16 protein-coding genes are annotated in these 22,764 nt (G+C 49.3%); 11 read left to right on the top strand and 5 right to left on the bottom strand.

Features of this window, described 5'->3' with window-relative positions:
- Window positions 1-7: 7 nt before the first annotated feature.
- The 3 genes from I2G42_RS07465 to I2G42_RS07455 all read left to right on the top strand — a co-directional run bounded on the left by I2G42_RS07465 (window position 8) and on the right by I2G42_RS07455 (window position 6,259).
- Complete coding sequence (locus I2G42_RS07465) at window positions 8-3,481, top strand: DNA polymerase III subunit alpha (protein WP_117801856.1); 3,474 nt, start codon at window positions 8-10, stop codon at window positions 3,479-3,481.
- A gap of 81 nt (window positions 3,482-3,562) precedes the next feature.
- Window positions 3,563-4,555: a 6-phosphofructokinase gene (gene pfkA / locus I2G42_RS07460; RefSeq protein WP_055226266.1), complete on the top strand. Its 993-nt coding sequence runs from the start codon at window positions 3,563-3,565 to the stop codon at window positions 4,553-4,555.
- A gap of 123 nt (window positions 4,556-4,678) precedes the next feature.
- Window positions 4,679-6,259: a glucose-6-phosphate isomerase gene (locus tag I2G42_RS07455; RefSeq protein ID WP_022462042.1), complete on the top strand. Its 1,581-nt coding sequence runs from the start codon at window positions 4,679-4,681 to the stop codon at window positions 6,257-6,259.
- A gap of 111 nt (window positions 6,260-6,370) precedes the next feature.
- Here I2G42_RS07455 and I2G42_RS07450 read toward each other — a convergent pair whose 3' ends face one another.
- Window positions 6,371-7,276, bottom strand: a complete 906-nt coding sequence (locus tag I2G42_RS07450) for a helix-turn-helix domain-containing protein (RefSeq protein ID WP_055226267.1) — start codon at window positions 7,274-7,276, stop codon at window positions 6,371-6,373.
- 209 nt (window positions 7,277-7,485) lie between these two features.
- Between I2G42_RS07450 and I2G42_RS07445 the strand changes: the two genes are divergently transcribed.
- Window positions 7,486-9,273 (top strand): ABC transporter ATP-binding protein, encoded by a 1,788-nt coding sequence (locus I2G42_RS07445; protein ID WP_055226268.1) that lies wholly within the window; start codon window positions 7,486-7,488, stop codon window positions 9,271-9,273.
- 12 nt (window positions 9,274-9,285) lie between these two features.
- Window positions 9,286-11,073 carry an ABC transporter ATP-binding protein gene (locus tag I2G42_RS07440; RefSeq protein ID WP_055226269.1) on the top strand — a complete coding sequence of 596 codons (1,788 nt, stop codon included), beginning with the start codon at window positions 9,286-9,288 and terminating at the stop codon, window positions 11,071-11,073.
- Between the two features lie 81 nt (window positions 11,074-11,154).
- Here the strand turns inward: I2G42_RS07440 and aroE are convergent, their stop codons facing one another.
- From aroE to I2G42_RS07420, 4 genes are all read right to left on the bottom strand, one after another.
- Window positions 11,155-12,027, bottom strand: a complete 873-nt coding sequence (gene aroE / locus I2G42_RS07435; RefSeq protein WP_055226270.1) for a shikimate dehydrogenase — start codon at window positions 12,025-12,027, stop codon at window positions 11,155-11,157.
- A gap of 201 nt (window positions 12,028-12,228) precedes the next feature.
- Window positions 12,229-13,119, bottom strand: coding sequence for a quinate/shikimate dehydrogenase (locus tag I2G42_RS07430; protein WP_334291836.1), 891 nt, complete (start codon window positions 13,117-13,119; stop codon window positions 12,229-12,231).
- A gap of 220 nt (window positions 13,120-13,339) precedes the next feature.
- The gene (locus I2G42_RS07425) at window positions 13,340-15,361 is read right to left on the bottom strand and encodes an oxidoreductase (RefSeq protein ID WP_055226272.1); all 2,022 of its coding nucleotides are present in this window, start codon (window positions 15,359-15,361) and stop codon (window positions 13,340-13,342) included.
- A 71-nt stretch (window positions 15,362-15,432) separates the two neighbouring features.
- Complete coding sequence (locus I2G42_RS07420; protein ID WP_055218958.1) at window positions 15,433-16,380, bottom strand: LysR family transcriptional regulator; 948 nt, start codon at window positions 16,378-16,380, stop codon at window positions 15,433-15,435.
- A gap of 279 nt (window positions 16,381-16,659) precedes the next feature.
- On the opposite strand from I2G42_RS07420, the gene I2G42_RS07415 reads away from it, so the two are divergent.
- From I2G42_RS07415 to I2G42_RS07390, 6 genes are all read left to right on the top strand, one after another.
- Entirely contained in the window at window positions 16,660-17,874 is a 1,215-nt protein-coding gene (locus tag I2G42_RS07415; RefSeq protein ID WP_055226273.1) for an MFS transporter, read from the top strand.
- 109 nt (window positions 17,875-17,983) lie between these two features.
- Window positions 17,984-18,745, top strand: a complete 762-nt coding sequence (aroD, locus tag I2G42_RS07410) for a type I 3-dehydroquinate dehydratase (RefSeq protein WP_055226275.1) — start codon at window positions 17,984-17,986, stop codon at window positions 18,743-18,745.
- Window positions 18,746-18,849: 104 nt separating this feature from the next.
- Window positions 18,850-19,482 (top strand): TRAP transporter small permease, encoded by a 633-nt coding sequence (locus tag I2G42_RS07405; RefSeq protein ID WP_055226277.1) that lies wholly within the window; start codon window positions 18,850-18,852, stop codon window positions 19,480-19,482.
- Window positions 19,482-20,771 carry a TRAP transporter large permease gene (locus I2G42_RS07400; RefSeq protein WP_055226279.1) on the top strand — a complete coding sequence of 430 codons (1,290 nt, stop codon included), beginning with the start codon at window positions 19,482-19,484 and terminating at the stop codon, window positions 20,769-20,771. Before I2G42_RS07405 ends, I2G42_RS07400 begins: the two co-directional genes overlap by 1 nt.
- A gap of 16 nt (window positions 20,772-20,787) precedes the next feature.
- Window positions 20,788-21,819 (top strand): TRAP transporter substrate-binding protein, encoded by a 1,032-nt coding sequence (locus tag I2G42_RS07395; RefSeq protein WP_055226281.1) that lies wholly within the window; start codon window positions 20,788-20,790, stop codon window positions 21,817-21,819.
- Between the two features lie 148 nt (window positions 21,820-21,967).
- Window positions 21,968-22,636, top strand: coding sequence for an SGNH/GDSL hydrolase family protein (locus I2G42_RS07390; RefSeq protein WP_055218948.1), 669 nt, complete (start codon window positions 21,968-21,970; stop codon window positions 22,634-22,636).
- Window positions 22,637-22,764: the final 128 nt, after the last annotated feature.

Genomic DNA, 22,764 nt, shown 5'->3' with positions numbered 1-22,764 from the left:
GAAAACGATGAGTTTTACGCATTTACATGTACATACCGAATACAGCCTTCTGGACGGATCGAACAAGATCAAAGAGTACGTTGCCAGAGTCAAGGAGCTTGGCATGAACAGCGCCGCGATCACCGATCACGGCGTCATGTTCGGCTGTATCGATTTTTATAAAGAAGCCCGCGCGCAGGGCATCAAGCCGATCCTCGGCTGTGAGGTTTACGTGGCGCCGGGTTCCCGTTTCGACCGCGAAACCAGCCGCGGAGAGGACCGATACTACCATCTGGTTCTGCTGGCGGAAAATAATACGGGCTATTCCAATCTGATGAAGATTGTTTCGGCGGGCTTTATTGATGGATTTTACTATAAGCCGCGTGTCGACATGGAGATTCTGGAAAAGTATCACGAGGGCATTATCGCGCTTTCCGCCTGCCTTGCAGGTGAGGTGGCGCGTGCGATGGTGCGGAACCAGTACGAGATGGGAAAAGAGGCCGCACTGCGGTATGAGAAGATTTTCGGAAAAGGCAATTTCTTCCTGGAACTGCAGGATCACGGCATCTCGGAGCAGCGGATGGTCAATCAGCAGCTGATGCGCCTCTCGGCAGAAACCGGCATCGAGCTGGTGGCGACGAATGATATTCACTACACGTACGCAGAAGATGCGGATTCCCACGATATTCTTCTGTGCCTGCAGACCGGAAAGAAGATCACGGATGAGGACCGCATGCGCTACGAGGGCGGCCAGTATTTCGTGAAATCCGAGGCGGAGATGGCATCGCTCTTCCCGTATGCACCGCAGGCAATCGAAAATACACAGAAAATTGCAGACCGGTGTAATGTGGAGATCGAATTTGGTGTCACAAAACTTCCGAAATTCGATGTGCCGGAAGGATACACTTCCTGGGAATACTTAAATAAGCTCTGCTACGACGGCCTCGAGGAACGGTATTACCCGGCGACGGATGAACTGAAAGCGCGGCTGAAATACGAGCTTGATACGATCAAAACGATGGGTTACGTCGATTACTTCCTGATCGTGTGGGATTTCATCAAATTTGCGCGCGACCACGACATCATGGTCGGACCGGGACGAGGATCGGCGGCCGGAAGTATTGTTTCCTACACCCTTGGCATCACACAGCTGGATCCGATGCGGTACCAGCTCCTGTTCGAGCGTTTCCTGAACCCGGAACGAGTTACCATGCCTGATATCGACGTGGATTTCTGTTTCGAACGCCGCCCGGAGGTCATCGACTATGTAACGAGAAAATACGGCAAGGACCGCGTTGTACAGATCGTCACATTCGGTACACTGGCGGCGCGCGGTGTCATCCGCGATGTCGGCCGTGTGCTGGATATGCCGTATGCACAGGTCGATTCGATTGCGAAGATGATTCCGAATGAACTGAATATCACGATCGACAAGGCACTGCAGATGAACCACGAGCTGCGGGAGCTGTATCAGGGCAATGAAGAGGTTGCACATCTGATCGACATGTCACGGAGACTTGAAGGTCTGCCGCGCCACACGTCGATGCACGCCGCCGGTGTTGTCATCGGCTCGCGTCCGCTGGTGGAATTTGTGCCGCTCTCGCGAGGAAGCGACGGAACGATCGTCACGCAGTTCACGATGACGACGCTCGAGGAACTGGGACTTCTGAAAATGGACTTCTTAGGACTTCGGACCCTGACCGTCATTCAGAATGCGACAAAGCTCGCAGAGCGTTACAGCAATAAGAAAATTGATCTGCTTCACATCGATTACAACGATCCGAAAGTGCTCGGTATGATCGGCGCATCGAAAACGGTCGGTGTGTTCCAGCTCGAGAGTGCGGGAATGAAAAACTTCATGAAGGAGTTAAAACCGCAGAGCCTCGAGGATATCATCGCCGGAATTTCCCTGTACCGTCCGGGCCCGATGGATTTTATTCCGCAGTACATCAAAGGAAAAAACAACCCGGAATCCGTTACGTACGATACACCGCTCTTAAAACCGATTCTGGAGCCGACGTACGGCTGTATCGTCTACCAGGAACAGGTTATGCAGATCGTACAGGCACTGGCGGGCTATTCGCTTGGACGGGCCGATCTGGTGCGCCGTGCGATGTCGAAGAAAAAGGCATCTGTCATGGAAAAAGAGCGCCAGAATTTCGTTTATGGAAACGAGGCCGAGGGCGTGCCGGGCTGTATCAAAAACGGCATTGATGAGAAGACAGCGAACAAGATCTACGACGAGATGATCGACTTCGCGAAATACGCCTTCAACAAATCCCATGCGGCGGCGTACGCGTTCGTATCGTACCAGACGGCATGGCTGAAATACTATTACCCGGTTGAGTTCATGGCGGCTCTGATGACCTCCTGCATCGATAACCCGGGAAAAGTCGCAGAGTATATCTTGAGTTCCCGGCAGATGGGCATTTCCATTCTGCCGCCGGACATCAACCGAAGCGAAGGAAAATTCACGGTAGACGGCCAGGCGATCCGCTATGGCATGGCGGCGGTCAAAGGCATCGGAAAGCCGGTCATGGAGGCGATCGTGGAGGAGCGGAGTGCAAACGGACCGTTCCGCTCGTTAAAGGATTTCGCGGAGCGCCTGAGCGGAAAAGAAGTCAACAAGCGGACCGTCGAGAACTTTATCAAGGCGGGCGCATTCGACTGCTTCGGCGTGACGAGAAAGCAGCTCATGTTCGTCTACGCCAATGTGCTCGATGATGTGGCGCGCGAGAAAAAAGATTCGTTAAGCGGCCAGATGAGTCTGTTTGACTTTGTAGATGAGACGACCAAACGGTCGTATGAAACGGTGTACCCGGATGTCGGAGAATACGAAAAGAGTGATCTTTTGGCGCTCGAAAAAGAGGTGCTCGGCATCTACGTCAGCGGTCATCCGCTCGAGGAGCAGGAGGAGTGCTGGCGGAAGAACATTTCCGCGGTAACGACAGACTTCCAGCCGGATGAGGAGACGGGTTTCCCATCCGTCACCGACGGCGCGAAAGAGATTGTCGGCGGCATTATCACGGATAAAAAAATCAAATATACAAAGAATAACAAGACAATGGCATTTCTCACACTCGAGGACCTCGTCGGCAGTATGGAAATCGTCGTATTCCCGCGCGATTACGAGAAAAACGCACCGATGATGCAGACCGATGCGCGTGTCTTCATCCAGGGCCGTGTTTCCGCGGAGGATGATAAGCCGAGCAAGCTGATCTGCGAGAAAATTTTCCCGTTTGCTGGCATCCCGAAAGAGCTCTGGATCCAGTTCCCGGACAAGGAAACGTACGAGAGAGAAGTGGCGGATCTGTACCAGATGCTGCATGAATCCGACGGCAAGGACAGCGTGATTCTCTACATCAAATCGATCAAAGCGATGAAAAAACTGCCGCCGAGCCGCAATGTGCAGGCAGATGCCCGTCTGGTGGCGTCACTTCAGGCAAAATTCGGTACCGGAAACGTGAAAGTTGTAGAAAAGAGTATTGAAAAAAGGGCCTGAATGCTTTAAAATAAAACTGTGTGTGATTAATAAATAAAACTACTCGTTTATTAATGTGTGTGATGAGATGGAGGAATTCATATGGCAACGACTAACAAGGTAAAGACAATCGGAGTGCTTACCAGCGGTGGTGATGCACCAGGTATGAACGCAGCGATCCGTGCAGCCGTAAGAAGAGGTCTGCAGAAGGGCGTTCAGATGAAAGGTATCCTGAAAGGCTACGACGGACTGATGAACGAAGAAATCATCGACATGACAGCCCGCGATGTATCCGACACCATCGAGCGCGGAGGTACCATCCTTTATACCGCCCGCTGCGCAGAGATGCGTACACTGGAAGGCCAGAAACGTGCTGCAGATGTCTGCAGAAAACACGGCATCGACGGACTGGTAGTTATCGGCGGAGACGGATCTTTTGCAGGAGCGCAGAAACTGGCAGCTCTTGGAATTAACACCGTAGGTGTACCGGGAACCATCGACCTGGATATCGCCTGCACAGAATATACCATCGGTTTTGATACCGCGGTAAACACTGCAATGGAAGCCATTGATAAAGTAAGAGATACTTCCACTTCCCATGAGAGATGCTCGATCATCGAGGTTATGGGACGTAATGCCGGATATATCGCTCTTTGGTGCGGTATCGCAAACGGCGCAGAGGATATTCTTCTTCCGGAGAAATACGATTACGATGAGCAGAAGATCATCAACAACATCATCGAGAACCGTAGAAAAGGCAAAAAACATCATATCATCGTAAATGCTGAGGGCATCGGCCATTCCACCAGCATGGCGCGCAGAATCGAAGCTGCAACCGGCATCGAGACCCGTGCAACGATCCTTGGACATATGCAGCGTGGAGGAAGCCCGACATGTAAAGACCGTGTATATGCGTCCATCATGGGTGCTTACGCAGTTGACCTTCTTCTGGAAGGCAAAACAGACCGCGTTGTTGCATACAAGAACGGTGAGTATGTAGATTACGATATCGATGAGGCACTGTCCATGACAAAGACTCTGCCGGAATATCAGTGGGAGATCGCAAGAGCTCTTTCTTATAACTATACGAAATAAAAAAATATCACGAAACAGACTGTTTTTAGCAAGCAGTCTGTTTCATTGGTATAATAGCGGGAATAAAAATGTTTCCGCGGACGGAATAGAGAGACAAAATAAAAAAACAGGAGGAACTTAACAATGGTTACCTGGAACAATCTTGATAAACTGGCTTCTTTTGAGGAGTTGAAAAAAGTGGAGCGTGTCAATCTTGCCGAGGTGATGTCCGGCGAAAACGGAGCAGAGCGCGTAAAATCTTACAGCGTTCCGATGGCAGAAGGACTTGCGTATAACTACGCAGCAAAACAGGTGAATGAGGATGTCCTTGCCGCACTCGTAAAACTGGCAGAAGAGGCACAGCTTTCTGAAAAATTTGAGGAGCTTTACAACGGTGCTGTCATCAACACCGGAGAGAACCGTCTCGTGCTTCATCAGCTGACCCGCGGCCAGCTCGGAAACACCGTTACGGCAGACGGCGTAGACAAACGTGCTTTCTACGTAGAGCAGCAGAACCGCATCGCAGAGTTTGCGAACAAAGTACATGCAGGTGAGATCACCAACGCAGCAGGTGAAAAATTCACCACCGTTGTGCAGATCGGTATCGGCGGAAGCGACCTTGGCCCGCGTGCGATGTATCTGGCTCTGGAAAACTGGGCAAAGAAAAACGGCTGCTTCAAAATGGAAGCAAAATTCATCAGCAACGTTGACCCGGATGACGCAGCAGCTGTTCTGAATTCGATCGACGTAGCACATTCCATCTTCGTTCTGGTATCCAAATCCGGAACCACACTGGAGACTCTGACCAATGAGTCCTTCGTAAAAGACGCTCTGAAAAATGCAGGCCTGGATGCATCCAAGCATATGATCGCCGTTACCAGTGAGACTTCTCCGCTGGCAAAGAGCGACGACTATCTGGCAGCATTCTTCATGGATGACTACATCGGAGGCCGTTATTCTTCCACATCCGCAGTCGGCGGCGCTGTTCTGTCCCTGGCTTTCGGACCGGAAGTATTCGCAGCATTCCTCGAGGGCGCTGCAGCAGAAGATAAACTTTCTGCAAACAAAGACGTATTACAGAACCCGGAGATGCTCGATGCGCTGATCGGTGTTTACGAGAGAAACGTTCTTGGCTATCCAAGCACTGCAGTTCTTCCGTACTCCCAGGCACTGAACCGTTTCCCGGCTCACTTACAGCAGGTAGATATGGAGTCCAACGGTAAATCGGTCAACCGCTTCGGCGAGCCGGTCAATTACCCGACCGGTCCGGTTCTCTTCGGCGAGCCAGGTACCAACGGACAGCATTCCTTCTATCAGCTGCTGCATCAGGGAACTGATATCGTTCCGCTGCAGTTTGTAGGATTCCGCAATAACCAGATGGAGACCGATGTCGACATCCAGGGCAGCACCAGCCAGCAGAAACTCTGCGCAAACGTAGCAGCTCAGATCGTTGCATTTGCCTGCGGTAAAGCAGATGAGAATAAAAACAAAAACTTCGAAGGCGGCCGTCCGTCCAGCATCATCATCGGAGATCAGGTAAATCCGAAGACGCTGGGAGCACTGCTTGCACACTTCGAGAATAAGATCATGTTCCAGGGATTCCTGTGGAACGTAAACAGCTTCGACCAGGAGGGCGTCCAGCTTGGTAAAGTCCTTGCAAAACGCGTTCTGGCTCACGAGACAGACGGAGCACTGAAGGTATTCAGCGATCTGCTCAACATCTAAGAAGTTTAAATCAGAAAATTTAAGATATGAAAAGGCGGCATACCGGATTTTCTTTCTGAAAGTTTCAGGGGGAAAACGGTATGCCGCCTTTTTTATTACTATATTATGGGGTTATCCCAGCTTCGCCGGAAGCGACGAGGACACTGTGGACTGATGCTCCTGCCGGAACTGCCGCGGGGTGATCTGATACCGTTTTTTGAACGTACGGATCAGGTGGCTGCAGTCTGCAAAGCCGGTCTCGGTGGCAATAAAGTTCAGGTCATAATCGGTAAAGAGGAGCAGGTTCTCGACCTTGTTCAAACGGATAAATTCGATATACTGCTTGCAGCTCTGTCCGTAGTGTTTTAAAAACAGCTTGGCAAAGTACGAATAGCTCATATTGTATTTATGCGCCAGCTCTTCGATGTTGATATTTTCCTGTGAATGACGGTCGATGTAGACGAGAATGTCCTGCATACTTTTCTCTTCACTCTCGGAGATGGTTTCGAGATCAAAACAGATTCCCTGGCAGTGCCAGGTACGCAGAAGGCGCAGGAACAGTGTCGAAAACAGCGAATAAATATACGCGTCGTATCCGTACTGTTTCGCATGGGATTCTTTTTCAATGGTTGTGAAAAAATCGTTCAGGTCGAGCCCCGGAAGATCCGCCTGCGTAAAGAGCAGGGAAGGATGCGTCATGGAGGCAACCTTATGGAACGCAAAGCTCAGGTTCGGAAGATAGCTTCCGGTAAGATGAATCCGGTTCAGATTGAATTTTACGCAGAAAAAGCGAAACGGTTTGTCATGATCCGCGGCAAGCGCATGGACTGCCTGCGGCGGAAAAAGGATGAAAGAGCCGGCCTCCATCGGATAGACAACATCGTTGCAGCTCACAAGGAGCGAGCCTTCCTGCAGATAAAGTACTTCAGTAAAATAGTGCCAGTGTGATACCACCGGCATGGAAAAGTTTTCCGAGCTGCAGGAAAATGCCTCGATTGGTGAGCGCAGGATATCACTGTATTCAAATAGATTTTTCAAAAGTAAATTCCTCCTGTTCCGGTTAAAAAGTTCTGCAAAAAATTACGAGGATTATTCAAAAGAATCATGCATGAAGATAGAAACGTTCTATTTTTATACAGTCGCATTATATCATAATGAAATGAAAATTGATACAATGGCGAAAGCATTTGAAAGAGAAAAATGCGGAAACCTTTTGATTTTCAGAAGATAAGGGGGGATATGAAAAAATGAAAAGCAGCACAAAACCATTCCCGAAAACCAAAATCCAATGGCTGTGGGAAAACATGGAAGGAAAGCGTGCGCTGTATCTGATCGGCATGATCGGAACGGTATTATATAACGTTCTGCAGCTTACGATTCCATATTTTTCGGGAAAAATTGTTGACCTGTTTCTGACAGGTGAAAATGCGGTGCAGAATCTGCAGACACACCGGGATCTGTTTTACCGCCTGTTGATTGCGATGATTGGCTTCACGTTTCTGCGTGTCGTTATTGTCTACGGCAGCTGTATGATTTACGAGCACGTATCACAGAGCGTCCTGTACCGGGTGCGGAATTACCTGTATGACAAAATCCAGCGGCAGGATATGACGTTTTACAGCACGTACCGTACCGGCGATCTGATGACGCGTCTGACCGGAGACCTCGATGCCGTCCGCCATATGGTCGCATGGGTCATCCGAATGGTGATTGAGTCGTTTTCCCTGTTCGCGGCAGCGGCCATTTTCTTCCTGTACACGAACTGGAAGCTGGCGCTCTGCATACTTGTGATTTCGCCGTTTGTATTCTGGATCATCTACCTGTTCCGCAACCGTGTTGCCCCGATGCATGCGGCACTGCGTGAAAAGCTGGCACAGATGAATACGTGTGCGCAGGAGAATATCTCCGGAAACCGCGTCGTCAAGGCGTTTGCAAGAGAAGAGTACGAGATCGAGAAATTCGACCGCGCTAATACCGATTACGCGGAGACAAACAAAGCAACCGCGATGGTATGGCTGAAATTCTTCCCGTTTGTCGAGAGTATCGCTAACCTGATGCCGGTTGTCCTGCTGGCAGTCGGCGGTGTCTTTATGATTAAGGGCCAGCTGACCATGGGTGATTATGTGGCATTCTCCGGCCTCATCTGGGCAATCGCAAACCCGATGCGCCAGATGGGAAATATCATGAACGAGTTCCAGCGGTTCTCGGCGGCTTCAAAAAAAGTCATGGAGCTGTATTACTCCGAGGCAAAGATCAAGGACGAGGAAAATGCAGTGGCACACCCGGAACGCTTCGAGGGAAAAATCGAGTTCGACAACGTCTCGTTCCAGTATGAGGACGGTGATCTGCCGGTTCTGCATAACATTTCGTTTACGGTTAACCCGAATGAGACCGTGGCGGTCATGGGAGAGACGGGATGCGGAAAGACATCCCTCATCAACCTGATTCCGCGTTTCTACGAGCCGACAGAAGGCCAGATCCGCATCGACGGTATTCCGGTGGAAGATCTGAAGCTGTATGACCTCCGGAAACACATCGGACTTGCGACGCAGGATGTCCTGCTGTATTCTGATACGATCGAGGGCAACATTGCTTACGGCGATGACTCGATCAAGATGAATGAAGTCATTAAATTTGCAAAATATTCTGCCGCGGCAGACTTTATTTCGAAGATGCCGGAGGGCTATGACACTCTGGTCGGTGAGCGCGGCGTCGGTCTTTCAGGCGGCCAGAAGCAGAGAATTTCCCTGGCGAGAGCGTTGGCCATCCGTCCGTCGATCCTGATTCTTGACGACACGACATCGGCCGTCGATATGGAGACGGAAAAACAGATCCAGCATTCCTTACGAGAACTGGATTTCCCGTGCACGAAAGTTATCATCGCGCAGCGAATCTCCACCACAAAGACGGCGGACAAAATTATCGTGCTGCAGAACGGTTACATCAAGGAGATGGGAACGCACGAGGAGCTGATGGAAAAGAAGGGCTATTACTACGAACTGGTGAAACTGCAGACCGGTGTGGATGAACTGTAGGAGGGGGAAGCAATGGCAAAAAATACATACAAGCAGGATGAAGTGCTCGAAGAACCTTTTGACATCAGACACTTACTCCGGGCATCATCTTATATTAAAAAATACGCGGGCCGGATGGTTGTGGCGATTCTCTTAAGCGGCATCGGCGGCGCGTTCGGCTACGTTGCGCCGATGATTATCCAGCGGGCACTGGACCTTGCGATTCCGGACAAAAACGAGAAACTTCTGTTTTCTCTGGTCGGAATGCTCGTCGGCATCTACGTCGTCAGCGTCATTTTCACGACGATCCGAAGCCGTATCATGGTGGATGTCAGCCAGAATATCATCTACGATATCCGAAAAGACCTGTTTGAGCATCTGCAGGAGCTGCCGTTCCAGTATTACGACGACCGCCCGCACGGCAAAATTCTGATCCGTGTGGTCAACTACGTCAACTCGGTATCGGATATGCTTTCGAATGGACTGATCAACATTGTGCTGGAGTGTTTCAATCTGCTGTTCATCGTCATTTTCATGTTCCTGGTCGATGTGCAGATGGCGCTCGTCGTTCTCTGCGGCGTGCCGGTGCTGTGCGTGTTCATGGTCTGGATCAAGAATAAACAGAGACGGGCATGGCAGGCAGTTTCAAATAAGAACTCGAACCTGAATGCGTATCTGCAGGAAAATATCGTCGGAGCCCGCATTACACAGATCTTTGCAAGAGAGGATGAAAATGCGGAGATTTTCAAAGATCTTTCACAGGACTGCCGCAGAACGTGGAACACGGCGGTGCGTTATTCCAACTTGGTATGGCCGGGCATCGATTCGATTTCCGTCTGCGTGCGCGCGGCGATCTTCTTAGCAGGCCTTGTGCTGTTCGGACAGGGCAGCAAATCACTCGGTACCATCGTGGCGATTTCCAGCTACGCATCGTACTTCTGGCAGCCGATCATGAACCTTGGAAATATCTTCAACAACTTTATCAACAACATCGCTTACCTGGAGCGTATCTTCGAGACAATGGACGAGCCGGTAACGGTAAAAGATGCGGAGAACGCCGTAAAAATGCCGGAGATCCGCGGTGAGGTGACGTTTGACCATGTCAACTTCTCGTACGATGAATCGAAGCAGATTTTAAAAGACGTTTCGTTTACGGTAAAACCGGGTGAGAGTGTGGCGCTTGTCGGACCGACGGGAGCCGGAAAGAGTACGATTGTCAATCTGATCTCCCGGTTCTACAATGTCAACGGCGGCCGCGTCCTGATCGACGGCCAGGACATCTCACAGGTGACAATTCATTCGCTGCGTGAACAGATGGGTATTATGATGCAGGACAGCTTTATTTTCTCGGGAGACATTGAGGACAACATCCGTTACGGAAAACTCGATGCGACACGGGAGGAGATTGTCAATGCGAGCAAAACCGTGTGTGCGGACGAATTCATCAGCAAAATGCTGGACGGCTACCAGACAGAGGTGCGCGAGCGCGGTTCCATGCTGAGCCAGGGCCAGAAACAGCTGATCTCGTTTGCCAGAACACTGCTTTCCGATCCGGCAATCTTGATTCTCGATGAGGCGACCTCAAGCATCGACGTACAGACCGAGAAAGCACTGCAGACAGGCCTCAATGCGATGCTGAAGGGTAGAACATCGTTCATCATCGCCCACCGTCTGTCCACGATCCGCAACTGCGATAAGATCATGTATATCGACAACGGCGGTATCATGGAAAGCGGAACGCACGACGAACTGATGGCAAAGAAGGGATATTACTACAAACTGTATACGGCACAGCTCGACGAAGTACAGAAAGCGGGCTGACCCATACTTCAGGATGATAAAAAAGGCTTCTGCCGGCGGATGAAAATCCGGGGCAGAAGCCTTTTGAAATTGCGTGATATTTTATTTTCCGGAGAAGTATTTCTCTTTGATGATCTCAACCGGCATATCCTCGCCAGTCCACAGTTTGAAGGAAGCAGCTCCCTGGTATAACAGCATGTACATACCGTTTCCGGTCTTGCATCCAGCCTCTTTTGCCTCACGCAGCAGGCGGGTTTCCTGCGGATTGTAGATCACATCGAAAACGAAGAGGTCTTTGTGGAACATCGTTGTGTCGGTGATGATGGTGTTCTCGGTTTTTGGAGCCATTCCGACGGAAGTTCCGTTGACAAGAATGGCGCTGTCTGCGATGGATGCGCGAAGGACTTCCGGATCGGAGAAGTCGTGCAGGGTAACCTTGCAGGAAGTACGCTCATTGAGTTTTGCAACGATTTCCTCGGCTCTTCCGAAGAAATTGTCTCTGACGTTGAATACATTGATCTCAGCCACGCCGTCGAGGGCTGCCTGTACCAGGATTGCAGTAGCAGCGCCGCCGGCACCGAGCAGAGTCATCTTTTTGCCGATGATGTCTACGCCGTTTTCTGCAACTGCTCTCATGAAGCCGACACCGTCGGTGGTGTAAGCGGTGAGAACGCCGTTGTCGTTGACGATGGTATTACATGCGCCGGAGATCTCCGAAGCAGGAGAAACCTTGTCTGCCAATCTGCACATGATATTTTTGCCAGGCATGGTGATATTCCAGCCTCTTGCACCCATGGTGCGGAGTCCTTCGACTGCCTGCGGCATTTTGTCTTCCGGTACATCAAAGGCAAGGTAGCTATAATCAAGGCCGAGCTGGTCGCATGCTTCGTTGTGCATTTCCGGAGAAACACTGTGTGCAACCGGGCTTCCGAGTAAACATAATAATCCGGTGTGTCCTGTGATGTGTTTTGACATAATTTGAAATCCTCTCTCTCCTCGTATTTCCACATGATGATAAATCGTGCTGTAGCACTTTAAACTGCTACTATATGAAGTGAATTATACTCCAGATGCCGAAAGAAAGCAAGAAAAAAAGAGGAAATGACGCAAAGTTCATTTCCTCTTTTCGTGTTGGTTTTTGATTAAGGTTTAAGATGGAAAAGATTCGCCCGGAAATCAGATTCCAAGTTTCTCTTTCATGTAGTCAACCGGAGTATCTTTTCCGGTGTACAGCTTGATTGCGATGAGTGCCTGGAACAGCATCATGCCCATGCCGTTGAATACTTTCTCACATCCTGCTTCTTTTGCCTGTTTCATCATAACGGTTTCGCGCGGAGCGTAAACGGTATCCGTTACGATGAGATCTTTTTTAAAGAAGGAAGGATCAGGAATGTTGGAAAGGTCTTCGAGTGGATGCATTCCTACGCCGGTAGCATCGCAGAACAGGTCAGCTGCGTGCATTTTTTCTTTCAGGAGGTCTTTGTCTGCCAGATCGTTCATGGTAGCCTTGCAGTTGGTGTTCTTATTGATCAGATCAACAATTTCCTCTCCACGGCTGTAGAATTTGTCTTTGATGTTGAAGATTTCAATTTCTGCAACTCCATCCAGAGCACCGCGCACTGCAATTGCAGTAGCAGCACCGCCGGTTCCGATCAGGACCATCTTCATTCCCTTGAAATCGATGCCCTCTTCGGTCAGTGCCTGCCAGTATCCCATACCATCGGTATTGTAGCCTTTCAGTTTTCCGGTTACCTGACCGTTTTCGTCGCGGAGGTTGACTACGGTATTGATAGCGCCGCATAACTTAGCTGCTTCATCTACTTCGTCCAGATATTTGTGGACAACAGTTTTGTTTGGCATGGAAATATTGGAACCGAGCATTTTCAGCGCGCGGATACTCTGCACAGCATCTTTTAAAGAATCGTTATCAACTTCGAAAGCAAGCTGAATGACATCATCTCCGTTTTTGTCGTATGCAAGGTTGTGGGTTGTCGGAGACTGGGTGTGACGGATCGGGTAAGCCATTAATCCAACTAATTCGGTATGTCCTGTAATATTTGGCATGATATTTTCCTCTTTTCTTTTTTTATGCTGCGCTGTTGTCATTGATGTTGGAGTCAAAAGGTTTTTTGACCTTTTGACCCTGGTATCTTGTCATTTGAAAAAGAAACAGCGTAGCAGATGATATACAGTTTTTGTCGGGCTGCTTAAAGTAGTGGAATCGTTATCGTCCCCTTATGCAGTGAAACACTTGTTATTTCGCTGGGTAAGAAAGCGATGCTGGGGATTACTCAAGCGGCTCCAGATGCAGGTATCCCTGGGACTCCAGTACATTCAGGATCGCACGGCCTTCCATGGTACCTTCCATGATGCGGCGTGCGCGTACGGAATCGCCGATGGTATAAATATAAGTATGGGTATCGGCGAATGCTTCCTGAAGCTCCGGAAGAATCGGGTTGTTGGAGCGCATTCCAAGGCAGTTGAATCCGTAATCGAACTCAAGATCCTGGATGGTTCCGTCCGAAAGTTTTACGGTGAATGCATTTTCTTTTACTTCCTGAAGAGCGGTGTTGACATACTCTTTTACGCCGTATTTGTCGTGTGTCTCACGCATGGAGCATTTGGTGATCGGGTCTGCAAGCATACCGATTTGCGGCAGCATATCGATGATGGTACACTCGGCGCCTCTCGGTGCAAAGTATTCAATAACGTCAAGTCCTACGGAACCGCCGCCGACTACAACGACTTTCTTGCCCTGACAGGCTTCTTCCGGATATTTTCCGGCGTTTACATTGTTGATCATACCAAAGATGGTATTTACGTTTCCGGCATCGATGTTCTCTTTCAGGCCTTTGATCGGCGGAACAAGCGGAACGGAACCGGTGGAGTTTACAATGATGTCCGGTTTGAACTGTTTGATCTTATCCACCGTAGCTTCGGTGTTGAGGAAAATATACAGGTTTTTCAGTCTGGCGGCTCTTGCCTCAAGGTATTTCGGGAAATCTTTCATACGGGTCTTGCTTGGAAGATCGGAGATGAAAGTGGAAAGACCGCCGATGTGATCGTTTTTCTCAAGTACGAAAACGTTGCATCCGACTTCTGCTGCGGTGCAGGCTGCTTCCATACCGGCAGTACCGGCGCCGACAACAACAACGTTGCAGTTTTTGTTTACTTTCAGTGCTTTGTAAATATCGCCTTCCGGAACAGCCGGGTTTACGGTACAGCGGATCGGGCGGTTGACGCCGATACGGTTTCCAGCACATCCAACGTTACAGGAGATACATTTCCGAAGAAGATCTTCCTCGCCGTTTTCAACTTTTTTCACCCAGTTCGGCTCAGCGATCAGGCCGCGTCCCATGCCGACGATATCCACATCGCCGCTTTCGAGAACTTTTTCAACGACCTTCGGGTCACGGTAGTTACCAGCGTTGATGACCGGTTTTTTGAATTTGTCTTTTACGGCTCTTGCCATGTAGGAACGCCATCCATCCGGCAGGAAGTTGGAATCGATCTGATACTGCAGGGATGGGTTGAGACCGCAGGATACGTCGTACATATCTACGAACTCATCCAGGTACTCCAGGTATTCCAGGGTATCTTCCAGTGTGTTTCCGCCCGGAACACGCTCCTCGGCAGAGATACGAACGATGATCGGGAACCACGGTCCGACGTTTTTACGTACTTCTTCGAGGACCATGCGCGGGAAGCGCAGGCGGTTTTCTACAGAACCACCGAATTCATCGGTTCTTTTATTGTAATACGGGGAGATAAACTGGCTCATCAGGTAGGAGTGGCCGCAGTGGATTTCAATGGCATCAAAGCCGATGGCCTGCACACGTTTTGCAGCTTCGCCGTATTTTTTCACGGTTGTCATGATTTCTTCTTTTGTCATCGGGCGAGGGGTTTCTCCGCCGGCTTTTGTCGGGATGTTGGAAGAAGAAACGGTTTCCATACCGGTTCTTGCGGAAGATGCGGAAGCTCCGGCGTGGTTGATCTGGATCGCTACGGTAGCACCGTTTTTATGAAGGTTTTCGACTAACTGATAGTAGCGCGGCATAAAGCTGTCGTGGTCGATACGGATCTGGCTGGTTCCGTTGGAACCGACCGGGTACTCGATGTTGGCGTTCTCCAGAATAATAAGACCAACGCCGCCTTTTGCGCGGAGAGAGTAGTAGTTCATATGACGGTTACTCATTTCACCGCTTGTCTCACCGTAGTTGGTTCCCATCGGGGTCATTGCAATACGGTTTTTAATCGTTGTTCGTTTGATGGTAATTGGCTCGAAAATTTTTGGGTAAGCACTCTTCATGAAAATTTCTCCTTATTCATTACATGAGCGGTAATCCTCTGTTTGTGACAAATCCATCATAACTCTTTCGACTAAAAATTAACAATATCTTTCAGATAAACTTTTGATACGTTTTCGCTATCGTTTCTGGACTCTTCGATAATGTCAGCGTGCTGTTTCATGTATTCGGTAAACCGTTCGACAGCCGGAAGCCGGTAGCGGTTCTTCATCCAGAACATAAAAGTCTGATGATAAATCTCGAGACCTTTCAGTGTGTGGATGCGGATACCGTCTGCCTGTTCCAGAATATCGGTTCGCGGCATGAGCGCGATGCCGAAGTTTTCGCGTACCAGTGCCACAATCGAATATTCATCCGGGCATTCCATGATAATATTCGGATGAAGCTGATATTTGCGGTAGAGATGACCGGTGTAGGCCCCCATCCAGGATGCGCGGTCGTAGCCGATCACCGGATAACGGGTAAGCTTTACAAGCGGAACCTCCGGTTCATCGGCAATCGGATGCTGTTCCGGGGACACGATGACAAGCGGCTGCTGGATCAACGGAAAAAACTCCATGTCGTCGCGCTTTAAAAAGCCGCCAAACCCAAGATCGAGTTCGCCGGATTTCACCTTCTGTGCAATGGCCGGGGTATGGTTCTGCCAGAAGCTAAATGCAACATTTTTGTTTTCTTCTTGGTCCAGAAAGGTACGGACGTTGTGCGGAATATAATGTCCGGCAAGTGGAAAAATATAACCGATGTTGATTTTGCCGCCACCGGAGGCGAGCTCTTTCATCTTGCCTGCCGCAATGTCACAGTCGCCTGCGATCCGGTCTGCATGCTCCAGAAAAAGGCGGCCGGCATTGGTAAGGACAACACCGCGCCCTTTCTTTTCAAACAGTGTGATCCCAAGCTCACTTTCAAGGGCAGCCATGGAACGGCTCAGGGATGGCTGGGAAATATAAAGTTCCTCCGCTGCCTGGTGATAATTTTCCAGCCGGGCAACCTTTCGGAAATAGAGAATCTGATTCAGTGTCATGTGGTTTTTCCTCCTGAAAAAATGATTCCGTAAGAAAGTCTTTGCTTCCTCTTATTATGATAACTCAAGTATACCACATCAATGCATTCAATGCATTGGTTTTTTCCTTTAAAAGCATTAGACCGTACACGTTTTCACTGTTAAAATAAAGGCAAATGTTATTTTTTTAACATTCACGAAACTGGTAATCTGTTGTTTGTGACAAAACAAAAGGATGAACCGAACAGAGGAAAAAGACAATTTGACCTCAACATAATCTATTTAAAAAGGAGAGAAACCATGAACAAGAAATACCTGCCAAGTGCATTAATTCTGTACTTGAACTACTTTATCCACGGTGTTGGATGCTCCATCCTGGGCCAGGCAGTCATCAAAGAGGCTCTGGCAGCAGCTTGGGGAGTGGAAGCAATGGCAATTACCGCAATTTCCGCAGCACTCGGTCTTGGCCGTCTGATCGCACTGCCATTTGCAGGTCCTCTGTCCGACAAACTCGGACGCCGCATTTCCACTGCAATCGGAAGTGCTTCCTATGCAATTTACCTGATCGGCCTTGCTCTTGCATTTAATGCAGGAACACACGGCGGTTACACCATCGCTTACGTATGCGCCATCATCGGCGGTATCGCAAACTCCTTCCTGGATACCGGTATTTACCCGGCAGTATCCGAGATTATTTACAAAGCTCCTGGCGTTGCTACCATGGGAATCAAATTCTTCATCGCAATCGCTCAGATGCTGCTTCCATTTGTTCTTGGTGTAGCTGTTACTTCTACAGCAGCAGGCCTTACCTCCTACAATCCGTTATTCTACGGATGCGGAATTGCTTATATCGTACTTTTTGTACTGGTATTCCTGTTCCCGCTGCCAGACGCTGACCAGAAAGCATCCGGCAAAAAAGAGGGCCTGATCGACAGTCTGAAACATACACATTTCTCCTTCGAATCCATCGCCATGATCCTGATCGGATTCACCTGCACCGGTACCTTCCAGCTGTGGCTGAACTGTGCACAGAACTTTGCAAAAGAGAATGTAGGCTGGGCTGATCCGTCCATCATGCAGACCTATTATTCTGCAGGAACCATGCTGGCACTGATCGTAACAGCGTTCCTGACCAGAAAAATCAAAGATGTTCGTTTCATCGTTGTTTACCCGGCCATTTGCCTTGTAACTATGATTGCTGTCCTGATGGGACAGAGCAAACCGCTGATGATTGCCGGTGCTTTCATTATCGGATGGGCAGGCGCAGGCGGACTGCTTCAGATCGCAACTTCCGTTTGCAATATGCTGTTCCCGAAAATCAAAGGAACCGTAACCGCATTGGTTATGATTGCATCTTCTCTTTGCAACTACACCATCCTGACCGCAGCATCTAAAATGCAGCCGTCCGGCGTTATGACCATGAACATCGTTCTGACCGCAGTTGGCGTTGCACTTGGACTGTTTGTAAACATTCGCTATAAAAAAATGGTTGAACTTGCACAGCAGGACAACTAAAATGAGATTAAGGATTGCGGAGTACGAAGAGCCAAGTAATCCGGGCGTGAAAAAGAAAAGCCTGCAAAAGAAAAGTCAGGGTTAATATTGAAGAAAGAAGGAAAAACACATGAATACAGTAAAAGTTCGTGATATTGAAATCGGTGCCGGTGCACCGAAGATCATCGTTCCGATCGTAGGAGTTACTAAAAACGATATCATCGAAGAAGCAAAAACCTTCCATTCGATTCCGGTTGACGTTGTAGAGTGGCGTGTAGACTGGTTTGAAGGCGTATTCGACTTCGCACAGGTAGAAGATGCATTAAAAGACCTTCGTGCAGCACTCGGCAATATTCCGATTCTGATGACGTTTCGTACCTCCAAAGAGGGCGGCGAGAAAGCTATCGAGCCGGAAGCATACGCTGAGCTGAACATCAAGGCAGCACAGACCGGATACGTTGATCTGATCGACGTTGAGATCTTCACCGGAGATGAGATCGTAAAGAAAATCATCGACGGCGCACACGCTGCAGGCGTAAAGGTTGTTGCTTCCAACCATGATTTCTTCAAAACTCCTGCAAAAGCAGACATCATCTACAGACTGCGCAAAATGCAGGATATGAACGCAGATATTCCGAAGATCGCTGTTATGCCGCAGAATAAGAAAGACGTTCTGACCCTGCTTGCGGCAACAGAGGAAATGACCACCAATTATGCGGACAGACCGATCATCACCATGTCGATGGCAGGCACCGGCGTGATCAGCCGTCTTTGCGGTGAGGTGTTTGGCTCTTCCATGACCTTCGGCGCGGCAAAGAAAGCATCCGCACCGGGTCAGATGGGTGTGAATGATCTGAGCACCGTTCTGGATCTGCTTCACAAAGCCATGTAACCGTTTTTTCTTTAGGGGACACCGGTATTTTTAGCTTTGCTGTTGATGCCGATGTCCCTTTTGTATTATTGTTCTGTTATAAATTTAACGGAGGTATGCCTTTTATGAAGAGAGTATTTCACTGGCTGGATGAAAACTTGGAAGAATTTCTTCTTGTGATCGGTCTGATCGCCATGACGCTGATCATGGGAATTCAGGTTTTCTGCCGCTACGTTCTTGGCATGTCGCTGTCGTGGTCGGAAGAGCTGACCAGATATATTTTTATCTGGTGCGGTTTTTTAAGCGTCAGCTACTGCAGCAAAAAATGCCTTTCCATCAAGATCGAGCAGTTTGTTGCGATTTTTCCGCGGAGAGGAAAAGCCATCTTCAAAATTGTGAATCATACATTTGAACTGATTTTTTTCATCTATATGATTCCGTTTGCTTTTTCTTATATGATGTCGTCAGTTAAAAGCGGCCAGCTTTCCCCAGCCTGCAAAATCCCGATGTATTTTATCCAGGCAGCACCGCTTGTCTCCTTTGTGCTGGTTGCATTCCGCGTTCTGCAACGGTGGATGATCGAGTTCCGTGTGGCACGCGGTGAGAACGTTTTCGACCCAGCCCATCCGGAGCGAAATACGCCGGAATCCTTCATCGAGGCAAATGCCGGAGCAGATAACACCACAGAAAATGCTCTGAACGCGGGTATCGACAACCGCATCCATACGATTAAAAATTCGAATGAGGAGGAACGCTAATGCCGGTCGTAGTATTATTTCTGATTTTTGTTGCATTGCTGGTCATCGCTGTTCCGGTATCGATTACCCTTGGAATCACATCTGTGCTTCCGTCGGTGTTTGACCCGTCTTTTACGGTAGGAGCCAAATATCTGATCCGTGCCATGTTCGGAGGACTCGATTCCTTCCCCCTGCTGGCAGTTCCGATGTTCGTTCTCTCCGGTATCATCATGGCAAAGGGAGGAATCTCCAAGAAGCTGTTTGACGTCTTTGCCTATTTCCTTGGAAAATTTACTGCGGGTATGCCGTGTGCGGTTATCGTCACCTGCCTCTTCTATGGTGCGATCTCCGGTTCCGCTCCGGCGACCGTTGCCGCGGTCGGAAGTATGACGATCCCGATTCTGACCACGCTTGGTTATGATCTGACATTCTCCACTGCGATTGTGGCAGTTGCCGGCGGTCTTGGCGTTATCATTCCGCCAAGTATTCCGTTCATCATGTACGGTATGGCTTCCGGCGCTTCGGTCAGCGATCTGTTTCTTGCCGGAATTGTACCGGGTCTGATGATCGGTCTGCTGCTGATGATTTATGCCGTTTATCACTGCAAACGGTATGGGGAGGACAAAGAGAAGATTCATGCAGAAGTCAAAACGTTGCATGACAAAGGTTTGCTTCGCGTTTTAAGAGAGAGCTTTTTTGCATTACTCAGCCCGGTGATTATCCTCGGCTGTATCTACAGCGGCGTTGCTTCCCCGACCGAGGCGGCTGTTATCTCCGTATTCTATGCACTGATTATCAGCCTTTTTGTGTACAGGAGTATCCACATCCGCGACATCTGGTCCATTCTGGTTGAGGCGATTCGTACCTTCACCCCGATCCTGTTCATCCTGGCGGCATCGACGGCATTTTCCCGTGTGCTGACGCTGATGCAGGTACCGCAGACGGTCAGCGAATTCATTCTGAACAACTTCCACAGCCCGGTTGCGATCCTTCTGATCATCAATGTATTCCTGCTGATTGTCGGAATGGTGATGGATACCACACCGGCAATCCTGATTCTGACCCCGATCCTGCTGCCGATCGTACAGGCAATCGGTATGGATCCGATTCAGTTTGGTGTGATCATGGTTGTCAACCTGGCGATCGGCTTCGTAACACCGCCGATCGGCGTCAACCTGTTCGTGGCAAGCTCCCTGACCGAGGTTCCGGTCATGCAGATCGCAAAGAAGGCTATGCCGATGATCGGTTTCTTTCTTGTGGCACTGCTGCTGATTACGTTTATTCCGGCGATTTCGATTGGAATTTTATAAGGAGGAGCGAAGGACAATGAAAAAGATGACAAAAAATAAAAAGCTTTTCCGAACAGCGACGGTACTTGCTGTTGTCGTTGCGCTTGGCGCATCGCTTGCCGGCTGCGGCTCTTCCGAGGGAGAGACGACACAGCGCTATTCCTGGCCGCTGGCAACGGCGAGCCCGGAGGACACGGTAACACAGATTTTTGCCGAGAAGTTCGCGGAAGAGATTTCGGAGCTGAGCGACGGTAAAATGAAAATTCAGGTTTACGCAAACTCAACGCTCGGCGGCGACCGCGATCTGCTGGAAACGTGTGCCGACGGCGATATTCCGTTTGTCGTACAGAATACGGCACCGCAGGTTTCCTTTATGGGGGATCTTGCCGTGTTTGATCTGCCGTGTGTGTTTGATTCTCTCGATGAATGCCGTGAGAAGATTGATAATCCGGAGTTTTACGATCTGATCAGCAATGTTTACACAGAGGGCGGCTATCACCTGCTCGGCATGGCGGATCAGGGATTTCGTGTCATGAGTACGAATAAGCCGGTTTACAGCTTTTCGGATTTCAAAGGCCAGAAGATCCGTACCATGGAGAACAGCTACCATCTGGCATTCTGGAAAGCCATCGGTGCCAACCCGACGCCGATGAGCTTCAGTGAGGTTTATATCGGCCTGCAGCAGCATACGATTGATGCGCAGGAGAACCCGTATGAGGTTATCGTTTCGAATAACCTGTATGAGCAGCAGGATTACGTAGTGGAAACGAACCATCTGCCGCATCTGATTTCCCTGATTGTCAACGACGATTTCTTCAAGGATCTGTCGGAGGACGAGCAGGAGATTATGACTGAGGCTGCAAAGATTGCGACCGAGTACGCAAGAGAGCAGTCCGATGCCCGTATTGTCGACAAGATCGCGAAAATCGAGGAGAGCGGAACGAAGATTCTGACACTCGATGACCAGACAAGAGCTGACATCCGCGAGGCATCCCAGAGCGTGTATGAGTCGATCAAAGAGAATATTGATCCGGCGATTTACAATGCGTATATGGATGGAATTGAGTAAGAAAAGAAAATGAAATTCCCGGCTGCGGGGCACTGAAAAACAGTGTTTCGCGGCCGGATTTTTTTACACAAAATTTGCCTTGCACGGTCGAAACTGTAAGACTATAATGGGTTCAGATGGTTTTTCTAAATTTATGGGAGGCAAAAAAATGATTTTTAAACACATGGACCGGATTGTATTTGCAGGGGATTCCGTAACGGATATGGAGAGTGCACAGCCGGTGGGGGAAGGTTTATTTGAAAATGTCGGAAAGAGCTACGTCAGAATTGTTGAGAACATGCTGTCTGCATTTTACCCGGAGGTATACATTCGTGTGACAAACTCCGGTATCAGTGGAAACACAAGCCGCGATCTGCTGCAGCGGTTTGACCGCGACGTTGTTTCCCTGAACCCGGACTGGGTTTCTATTTGCATCGGTATCAACGATGTCTGGAGACAGTTCGACAGCCCGGCTATGCCGGATGTCCAGGTATCTCCGGAGGAGTACCGTTCTAACGTCGAACAGATGATTCTCTCCGTAAAAGATAACGTAAAAGGTGTTTTTCTCATGACCCCATATTATATGGAGCCAAATGCAGAGGACTGGATGAGAAAACGTATGGATACGTATGGGGCAATCTGCCGTGAGCTGGCCGAAAAATATGGCTGCTGTTTTATCGATCTGCAGGCTGTTTTTAATGATTACTTCCAATACCGTCATTCTTCCTACATTGCATGGGATCGGATTCACCCGAACCAGATCGGTGCAACCGTGATTGCGCGGGCGTTTTTGGAGAAATGCGGATTTGACTACAATCACAGACCGGGAGAGGAATAAAAACTAATATAAATACCATAACAAAAGCAGAAATTTGCGTTTTCGCGAGACGTGCAGATTTCTGCTTTTGTAACCCACTAAGCGATATCATAATTACCAGAGCTTGTCGGAATGGAAAGTTGTCGGAA

The organism is Fusicatenibacter saccharivorans (genome assembly GCF_015557635.1).
Classification (GTDB): domain Bacteria; phylum Bacillota; class Clostridia; order Lachnospirales; family Lachnospiraceae; genus Fusicatenibacter; species Fusicatenibacter saccharivorans.
This window is presented reverse-complemented; position numbering and strand designations above follow the sequence as displayed.

Coding starts and splice junctions, on each gene's coding strand:
- I2G42_RS07465 (WP_117801856.1), top strand. CDS start 8: ATGAGTTTTACGCATTTACATGTACATACCGAATACAGCCTTCTGGAC.
- pfkA (WP_055226266.1), top strand. CDS start 3,563: ATGGCAACGACTAACAAGGTAAAGACAATCGGAGTGCTTACCAGCGGT.
- I2G42_RS07455 (WP_022462042.1), top strand. CDS start 4,679: ATGGTTACCTGGAACAATCTTGATAAACTGGCTTCTTTTGAGGAGTTG.
- I2G42_RS07445 (WP_055226268.1), top strand. CDS start 7,486: ATGAAAAGCAGCACAAAACCATTCCCGAAAACCAAAATCCAATGGCTG.
- I2G42_RS07440 (WP_055226269.1), top strand. CDS start 9,286: ATGGCAAAAAATACATACAAGCAGGATGAAGTGCTCGAAGAACCTTTT.
- aroE (WP_055226270.1), bottom strand. CDS start 12,027: ATGTCAAAACACATCACAGGACACACCGGATTATTATGTTTACTCGGA.
- I2G42_RS07425 (WP_055226272.1), bottom strand. CDS start 15,361: ATGAAGAGTGCTTACCCAAAAATTTTCGAGCCAATTACCATCAAACGA.
- I2G42_RS07420 (WP_055218958.1), bottom strand. CDS start 16,380: ATGACACTGAATCAGATTCTCTATTTCCGAAAGGTTGCCCGGCTGGAA.
- I2G42_RS07415 (WP_055226273.1), top strand. CDS start 16,660: ATGAACAAGAAATACCTGCCAAGTGCATTAATTCTGTACTTGAACTAC.
- aroD (WP_055226275.1), top strand. CDS start 17,984: ATGAATACAGTAAAAGTTCGTGATATTGAAATCGGTGCCGGTGCACCG.
- I2G42_RS07405 (WP_055226277.1), top strand. CDS start 18,850: ATGAAGAGAGTATTTCACTGGCTGGATGAAAACTTGGAAGAATTTCTT.
- I2G42_RS07400 (WP_055226279.1), top strand. CDS start 19,482: ATGCCGGTCGTAGTATTATTTCTGATTTTTGTTGCATTGCTGGTCATC.
- I2G42_RS07395 (WP_055226281.1), top strand. CDS start 20,788: ATGAAAAAGATGACAAAAAATAAAAAGCTTTTCCGAACAGCGACGGTA.
- I2G42_RS07390 (WP_055218948.1), top strand. CDS start 21,968: ATGATTTTTAAACACATGGACCGGATTGTATTTGCAGGGGATTCCGTA.